This is a genomic window from Bacillota bacterium, from assembly GCA_040754675.1.
In the GTDB taxonomy this organism is placed as follows: domain Bacteria; phylum Bacillota; class Limnochordia; order Limnochordales; family Geochordaceae; genus Geochorda.
In genome coordinates this window covers 1-7863 of record JBFMCJ010000178.1, presented here as the reverse complement: position 1 = coordinate 7863, position 7863 = coordinate 1, and the positions used below count along the sequence as shown (strand labels likewise).

Genomic DNA, 7863 nt, shown 5'->3' with positions numbered 1-7863 from the left:
CGCTCCTGCCACCCGACCCGCTGCACGCCCCCGTCCCGTCACCCGGCGTAGTTGAGAGCCACCGTCTTGAGCTGGCTGTAGAAGTCGATGGCGACCTTGCCCTGTTCCTTGAAGGGGGTGCCCGACGCCTTCGTCCCCCCAAATGGCGCCTGAAACTCCACGCCCGCCGTGGGAACGTTGACGCCCACCACGCCGGCCTGCACCTCGCGGATGAAGCGGTGCGCCTTCGACAGGCTGGTGGTGCAGATGGAGGCCGAAAGCCCGTAGGGGGTGTCGTTGGCCAGTCGCAGGGCGTCATCGAAGTCGGCCGCTTCGAGGATGGCCACCACGGGGCCGAAGATCTCCTCCTGCGCGATGGTCATCGACGAGACGACGTCCGTGAAGACCGTCGGCGCGACGTAATACCCTTTCGCGAAGTCGCCTTCGGTCAGGCGATGCCCACCCAGCACGAGGCGCGCGCCCTCCTCCACCCCTTGCTGGATGTACCCCAGGATGGTGTCGAGCTGGCCCTGGTCCACCACCGGGCCGACGTAGGTGTCCTCCTCCAGCGGGTGGCCAACTTTCAGCGTGCGGGCGTGCTCGACGAAGCGTTCGGTGAACGCCTGCAACACGGGGCGCTCCACGATGATACGGCTGGTTGCCGTGCACTTCTGGCCGGCGGACCGGTATGCCCCGTCCAGGGCGAGTTCCACAGCCAGATCCAGGTCGGCGTCCGCCAGCACCACCAGCGGGTTCTTGCCGCCCATCTCGCACTGGCACCGGATGCCCCGGGCCGTGGCGTCCTGATAGAGGCGCTCCCCCACCGCCGTCGAACCCGTGAACGAAACCGCCCGCACCCCACCGGCCCGGAGCAGCGCGTCGCCCACGATGCTGCCGGGGCCGACGACCGCGTTAAGAACGCCCTCGGGCAGCCCGGCCTCGACCAGTGCCTCCACCAGCTTTAACCCCGTCACGGGCGCCTGGCTGGCCGGCTTGAAGACCACGGTGTTGCCGGCCACCAGGGCCGGAGCGATTTTCCAGGCCGGAATGGCGATGGGGAAGTTCCACGGGGTTACGATGCCCACGACCCCCAGGGGCTCGCGGACCGTGAACAGAAACACGTTGGGGCGGCCCGACGGCAGCGTCTCGCCGGCAAGCCGCGCTCCATCCCCGCCGAAGAACTCCAGAATCTGCGCCGCCCGCAGCACCTCGGCCCGCGACTCGCCGATGGGCTTGCCTTCCTCCCGGCTGAACAGGCGCGCAATCTCGTCGGCACGGCCCCGCAGGATGGCGGCCGCCCGGTAGAGGATTTCCCCTCGGGCCAGTGCCGTCTTGCGGCTCCACGACGGGAACGCCTGAGAGGCGGCCTCAACGGCCCGCCGCACGTCCTCCGCCGGCGAACGCGGCAGTACCGCCACGACCTCCGTCGTGTCGGCCGGGCTGCGGTCCTCGTACGTCTCCCCCGTGCTGGCCGGCACCCAGCGCCCACCGATAAGGTTGAAGTACTGCGACACGACCTTCTCATCTCCCCCTGCTGTTCGAGTCGCGGCGGCCGAGCCGGAGGCACGGCATCACGCGCCTCGCCGGTTGGCGCCAATGTACGCACGAACGACGTGATCGTTGGAGAGAAGCTCCTGCCCGGTGCCCTCCAGGGTCACTCGGCCCCGTTCGAGCACGCAGGCGTAGTCGGAGATCAGAAGCGACTGGCGTACGTTCTGTTCGACGAGAAGCACGGTCAGCCCCTGCTCCTTTAACCGGCGTATCACCTGAAAGAGATCGCGCACCACCAGGGGCGCCAGCCCCAGGGACGGTTCGTCGACTGTCAGGAGCCTGCCTTGTTCTGTCCCGCCCAGCGATAGCGGCGCCGTGGTGACCTAGCCACCTGCGTCGTGGGTTCTACCAGGCCGAGGTCAGTGAGCGACTTGAGGGCAAGCCGGACCGCCGATGGGCTCAATCCGGTTGCGTCGGCCAGTTCCTGCGCAGATGCTTCCCGGCGGCGTCGAAGTACGTCGGCCACGACGAACAGAGCCGCCTGTCGTCGGCGCCGCGCGGGTGGGTGCTCTTCTTCGCGTCTGGACAATGTTTCACCCGGCAATACGCGAGCCGGGAATTCTGTCGGAAACTGCAAAGGAAATACCATGCCTGAGCCGTGAGGGTCTTGAGTCGCCCCTCCCGGCGCAAGCGAATACACGGTCCACCGACTGGTACCCTGACGTTCGAGCAGCCCTTTTGCCACGAGGTCGGCGAGCTCACGTGTGGCGACCCTTGAGTCGATGCCGGTCAGGCGGCAGTAGTCCGCGTTCGCGATGTAGGAGCGGTGCCGAAGGTAAGCAAGAGCGAAACGCTGTGAGTCGGTGAGGCTGATGCCCCTGGTGCGCTCTTCCAGCCAGCGAAGCGTATCGCCGTCAAGAAGAGAAGCGTTCGAGAAGGTCACCGCAAATGTCGTGACCCTGTCCTCAAACGTCGGCGGCTGCATGCCGAGCCGCCGCAAGAGTGCCACCATGGCAGCTATTCCGGATCCGCGGTGTTCACACAACGCCTCACCGTTTGCGCCTGCCGGTAGGTCTTCGAGGATATTCATCAGGAAGAGGTTTCTGGAAGCCTGCACCCCCGGTTTACCTAGGTCGTCGACGGTAACGGGCCCAAATAGCCCTCCGGGGTTCAGTACCGTAAGGCGACTTGGAAACATCTGAATTTGGACATGGCTACCCCTGGCCATGGGGCTGTAATCGCGGTGCCCCAACGCGTTGACGATTGCCTCTCGCAGGACGGCTTCCGGGTACTCCCACATCTCTTCGCGAAAGAGTCCGCGGATGATCTCCCGCTGTCGCATGTTTCGCTTGATCGCTCGCAGGGCATCGGCAACCATTACGGGGATCGGACCCGAGATTTTCTCGTCGTCAAGGAACCGCTCTCCTGCCGGTCCCGGCTCACCCGCCCGATCCGTCGGGTATCGAACGAAGGTTATGCAGATCCCGGGAAACCGCTCTTGGGGATACTTGCCAAAACACAGGTACCCTGCGAGGGTCGGCACAATCCGGTTTTCCAGATCTACCACAACCTTGAAGGTTTGGAGTAGCTGAAGGTCTGGCAGGTCCTTCCATCGGGCGCTGCGTCGAGAGCGTATCCGATGCAGGAAGCGCTGCAGGAGGTCATGGTCGAGTTCGTCGAGCGTGGCATCCGCCACCGGCTCGACGTCGTATCGAGGCTGCTGGCGCCCTTCTAGCAGGGCGTAGATTTCGTACTGGGTGAGCTTGCGGTCTCCGTCAGCGACACGGATGTAAGCTCCGTTGACGAGGCCTTGTGGGCCGTAGTAACAGGGCTTCTCGGCATAGGACAGCTCGGGGATCTCCACCGTGACCAGAAGGCGCCGGTCTATCTCGTGTATTTCGATGACTGGCCGTAGCGGCGGTACCATCCGATCACAGATGGAGGCGAGATCGGCCTGGAGTTTTCCAGGGTCATGCACACCCACAGGCTCGAACTGGTGGGACTCGTCGACGCCCAGTATGATGACGCCTCCGCCTGGAGTATTGGCGAACGCAGACAGGGTTTTCCAGGTGTCGCGTGGGAGGTCTGTTCTCGCTGCTTTCGCTTCGACGTACAGCGTATCCGCGTTGACCTGACGCAAGGACGCCAGTATCTCTTGAAGCTCCTGGCTGGTCATGCCCGGTCCCCGCTCTCATGCTTGAGAGTCGCACCGCCTGTTAGTATATCCCGGCGCAGGGGATAGGACAACAAGAATGTTGAGTGTATTGTTATGCTTTTGCTATGTTGGGCAGACGGGAAAAGCGCCATGAATCCTGTTAGATAGCTGCACAGTGTGCTTTGTAACGTGCCAATCGAGCTGTGGTCAGCTCACCAATATCGTTGAGTTTGTTGCGTTGTTTTGTGTCATTCCCCGTGCAGTTCACACGAGCGAGGACGGGGCGGCGCCGGGTTTCCTACCGCCCGCAAGTGGCGGCTCGCCTCTCAGCAGCCTGACCGCTAGCGGTGCCGGGCAAAAGCCGCGGTGGCCACGTTTTCGAGAGCCGAGAACCCATGGCGGCCCAGGGGGGCTGGCCTGGTGCCGCGCTGGCAGGTTATCTCATCTTCGGGTCGAGGTGCTGGCGCAGAGCGTCGCCCAGCAAATTGAGGCCGGTCACGGTGACGAACAGTGCCACGCCGGGCGCCGCCGCATACCACCACTGGTCGAGCAGGTAGGCCCGGCCGGCGTTGACCAGAGCCCCCCACTCGGGCGTCGGCGGTTGAGCTCCCAAGCCCAGAAACGAGAGAGACGCCACCGCCAGGGTGCTTTCGCCGAACCCCAGCGTCGCATAGGCGAGCAGCACCGGCAGGGCGTTGGGCAACAGGTGGCGGAACAGGACCCTCGCCTCGCCGGCGCCTATCGCGTGCGCGGCCTCGACGAACTCCCGCTGCCGCAGCCGCAGAGCCTCACCGCGCATCAGGCGCACATACCGCGGGAATTGCACGGCCGCTACGGCCAGCATCGCGTTGTACAGGCTCGGCCCGAGGGCCGCGGCCAGCCCCATGGCCAGCACCAGGGCCGGAAAGGTAAGGGCTACGTCCACCAGCCGCATGCCCCAGGCATCCCAGCGCCCCCCGCGGTAGCCGAGCCAGATGCCGGCGAGGCTTCCCGTGGTCGCGGAGAGCAGGACCGTTCCAAGCGCCACCCGCAGCGTCACTCGCCCCCCGTACACAAGCCGGCTCAAAAGGTCGCGCCCAAGCTCGTCCGTTCCCAGAGGATGCTGAGGGGACGGGGCAGAGAGCCGCGGCCCTACCTCCACCGCCGCCGGGTCGTAGGCAGAGATCCACGGGGCGAACACGAGGCCAAGGGCAACCACCCCGGTCAAGGCGGCCCCCATCGACGCCCCCGGCGTGCGCAGGAACCTAACCGTACCGGATCCTCGGGTCCACCACGGCATAGAGCAGGTCCACCGCCAGATTGATGAGCGCAAAGCCGGCTCCCACCACCAGGGTGAAGCCGAGGATGGCCGGGTAGTCGAGGCTGCCGATGGAATCCACCGCGTACTTGCCCATCCCGGGCCATCCGAAGATGGTTTCGGTGAGCACGGCGCCGCCCAGAAGCTCCCCGAACGCCAGCCCCACCGCCGTAAGAGCGGGAATCGTCGCGTTCCTGAGAGCGTGCCGGAAGACGACCACCCGCTCGGTCAGACCCTTCGCCCGCGCGGTTCGCACGAACTCCTCCCGGAGCACCTCCAGCATCCCGGTGCGGATCATGCGCGCCACCAGCGCGAGTTGCACCGAACCCAGCGTGAACGCCGGCAACACCAGATAACGGGACGCTATCACAAGCGCCTGCCAGTCGCGGGAAAGGAGGGCGTCGATCAGGTGAAGCCCGGTGTAAGCCGGCGGGGGGTCGAGGAAGGGGTCGAACCGGCCCTGAGCCGGCAACCACCCCAACTGGCGGTAGAAGAGCAGCACCAGGAGCAGCCCCCACCAGAAGACCGGGGTTGAGATGCCGGCTACGGCCACCATCCGGGTCAGGGTGTCCCAGAGGCGGCCGCGGACGGCTGCGATCGTGCCCAGAAGGGTGCCGGCGACGGCGGCAAACGCCATGGCCGCCGCGGTGAGCTCCAGGGTGGCGGGGAACCGCTCCCGTAAGTCCCCCGCCACCGGCCGCTGGGTTCGCAGGCTCCTGCCCAGTTCACCCCTGGCGAGACCTCGTAGGTAGCCCAGGTAGCGGACCGGAAGCGGCCGGTCGAGCCCCATTTCGTGACGGACGCGCTCCAGCGTCTCCGGGCTGGCCCGCTGCCCTACGACGAGGACGGCCGGATCCCCTGGGATAGAGGCGCTGATGAAGAAGGTGACGAGCGTCACGCCGAACAGGGTCGGCACCACGGCCAGGAGCCGCCGGAGCGCGTAAGCCCACATGTTGCGCCGGGTCTAGTCCTTCGAGATGCCCGGGAAGTTGTACATGTCGACGAGCATCGGGTTGAAGACGTACCCCTTGACCCGCGCCCTCATCGGGATCTGCAGCGTCTTCTGGTACAGGTAGAGGTAAGGCGACTCCTCGATGACGGTGCGCTGGGCCTCGGCATAGAGTCTCAGGCGTTCGGCCTGGTCCGTGCTGGCGGCGGCGTGCCGCACCAGCTCATCCACCTTCGGGTTCGAGTAGAAGGCGCGGTTGCCCGCAAGCCCCCAGTTCGACGAGTCAAACCAGAAGTTCATGAACATGTACGGGTCAGCGAAGTCCGGCGTCCAGATGCCGAGGGCCAGGTCAAAGTCGCCTTCCTGGTACTTCTGCCGCAGCGTTGCCCACGCGTACTGCTCGAGCTTCACCCGAACGCCGGCGGCGGAGAAATTGGCCTGCAGGTACTGGGCCAGGGCTGGCCACCACGGAAAGCGGTCGGCGAAGAGCAGGCGTAGTTCCCGCCCGTCGTAGCCCGCCTGCTGGAGAAGCGTACGGGCGCGCTGAGGGTCATGGGTGTACTGGAATGCCGCGGGGTCGTGCCCCGTCATGCCCTTCGGGATCGGGCCCCGCATCTGGACAGCCAATCCGCGCTCGACGGTGGCGATGATCCCGGCGTAGTCCACCGCGTAGGCCAGGGCCTGCCGCATCCTGGGGTCGGCGATCTTGCGGTTGTTGATGTAGACGTATTGCACGAAGAACGAGGGGTGTCGCTCGATGCGGACGCCCGGCTGGCTTTCAATCTGCGCGATCTGGTCGGGCGTGAGACTTTCGGCAATGTCCACCTCGCCGCGCTCGAGCAGCAGGCGCTGGGTGTTGGACTCGGGGACGATGCGGATGAGCACCCGGGATAGGGCCGGCTTCGGGCCCCAGTACGCCGGGTTGGCCTCCAGCACCAGGCGTTCGCCCTTGCGCCACTCTCGCAGCACGAACGGGCCGGAGCCCGCTGTATTCTCGGCAAGATACCGCTTCGCCCAGGGATCCTCCTGCGTGGCACGCGCCTGCACCGCCCTGGGGTTGACAATGCTGGCGCCGGGATGAGCAAGCGTGCTCAGGAAGGGGCCGAAGGGCCTGGTCAGGATGAAGCGCACGGTGAGCGGGTCCACCGCCTCGACCCGGTCGAGGGTTGGGAAGACCTCGCTGGGGCCGGCGCCGATGGCCTTGAGGCGTTCAAAGGTAAACCGCACCGCCTCCGCGTCCAGCGGCGTGCCGTCGGCAAACTTAACGCCCGGCCGCAGCTTGAACGTCCACACCGTTCCATCCGGCGAAACGGAGTAGGACTCGGCCAGTTGGGGCTCTACCCCGGTGGTACCGCCTTTGTAGGCCATCAGCCGGTCGTAGGCGTAGTAGAATACCATCCAGGCGTGGTTGTCCATCTCCCAGCCGGGGTCCACCGTTTGCGGATCCGCCGAGGTCGCCACCACCAGCACATCCCGGGGCGGCTGCTGGGCCACGGCCGCCGCCGTGCCCCCGAATAGCACCGCTGCCAGCAGGCAAATCCATACGACGACCGCCCTGCACAACTTCACGACAGCGCCTCCCCCCGCTGCAAGCCTCGCCGACAACCTGGAAAGCGGTTTTTGTCGGCGGGCCTAATGGTTCAGCGGCGGGCCGCCTCCTCCTTGGGGATCTTGAACGCACCCGGGCAGCTGCGGTTCCTACGGTCCCTGGCCCGGCTCAGCCTCGGGCGCTCCCTGGATCGTCCGGATCGCCCTCTCCTCACGCCCGGCGTCTTCCTCGAGCCCCATGCTGCTGAACAGCGTGTACAGCGTCACGTGCACGTCCAGGTCCGACGGGGCAAGTTCTGACGCTTCCCGAAAGAGCGAGGCCGCCCTTTCCCGGTCACCCTTCTCGAGGAAGGTGTTTCCAAGCACCAGCCGCACGACCGGATCCTCAGGAGCCAGCTCGACCGCTCTTTGCAGCGCTTCCAGCGCCTCATCCGTCCGGTTCAT

The 7863-nt window shown here is 65.9% G+C and carries 7 protein-coding genes; all 7 read right to left on the bottom strand.

The genetic code is table 11. From position 1 onward, the window contains the following. Nucleotides 1-38: 38 nt before the first annotated feature. A complete protein-coding gene (locus tag AB1609_11435) occupies nucleotides 39-1493 on the bottom strand; it encodes an aldehyde dehydrogenase family protein (protein MEW6047076.1) in 1455 nt (484 codons plus the stop codon). A gap of 57 nt (nucleotides 1494-1550) precedes the next feature. Further along, nucleotides 1551-1763 (bottom strand): hypothetical protein, encoded by a 213-nt coding sequence (locus tag AB1609_11430; GenBank protein ID MEW6047075.1) that lies wholly within the window; start codon nucleotides 1761-1763, stop codon nucleotides 1551-1553. Between the two features lie 38 nt (nucleotides 1764-1801). Then, a complete protein-coding gene (locus AB1609_11425) occupies nucleotides 1802-3646 on the bottom strand; it encodes an ATP-binding protein (GenBank protein MEW6047074.1) in 1845 nt (614 codons plus the stop codon). Nucleotides 3647-4061: 415 nt separating this feature from the next. Beyond that, nucleotides 4062-4844, bottom strand: coding sequence for an ABC transporter permease (locus AB1609_11420; protein MEW6047073.1), 783 nt, complete (start codon nucleotides 4842-4844; stop codon nucleotides 4062-4064). Nucleotides 4845-4869: 25 nt separating this feature from the next. Then, nucleotides 4870-5874 carry an ABC transporter permease gene (locus AB1609_11415; GenBank protein MEW6047072.1) on the bottom strand — a complete coding sequence of 335 codons (1005 nt, stop codon included), beginning with the start codon at nucleotides 5872-5874 and terminating at the stop codon, nucleotides 4870-4872. A gap of 12 nt (nucleotides 5875-5886) precedes the next feature. After that, on the bottom strand, nucleotides 5887-7440 hold the full coding sequence (locus AB1609_11410) for an ABC transporter substrate-binding protein (protein ID MEW6047071.1): 1554 nt from the start codon (nucleotides 7438-7440) through the stop codon (nucleotides 5887-5889). Nucleotides 7441-7569: 129 nt separating this feature from the next. Beyond that, on the bottom strand, nucleotides 7570-7863 hold a 294-nt coding region (locus AB1609_11405; GenBank protein ID MEW6047070.1), incomplete at its 5' end, for a tetratricopeptide repeat protein.

Excerpts from the sequence above, each read along its gene's own strand:
- AB1609_11425 (MEW6047074.1), bottom strand. The coding sequence starts at position 3,646 with ATGACCAGCCAGGAGCTTCAAGAGATACTGGCGTCCTTGCGTCAGGTC.
- AB1609_11420 (MEW6047073.1), bottom strand. The coding sequence starts at position 4,844 with ATGGGGGCCGCCTTGACCGGGGTGGTTGCCCTTGGCCTCGTGTTCGCC.
- AB1609_11415 (MEW6047072.1), bottom strand. The coding sequence starts at position 5,874 with ATGTGGGCTTACGCGCTCCGGCGGCTCCTGGCCGTGGTGCCGACCCTG.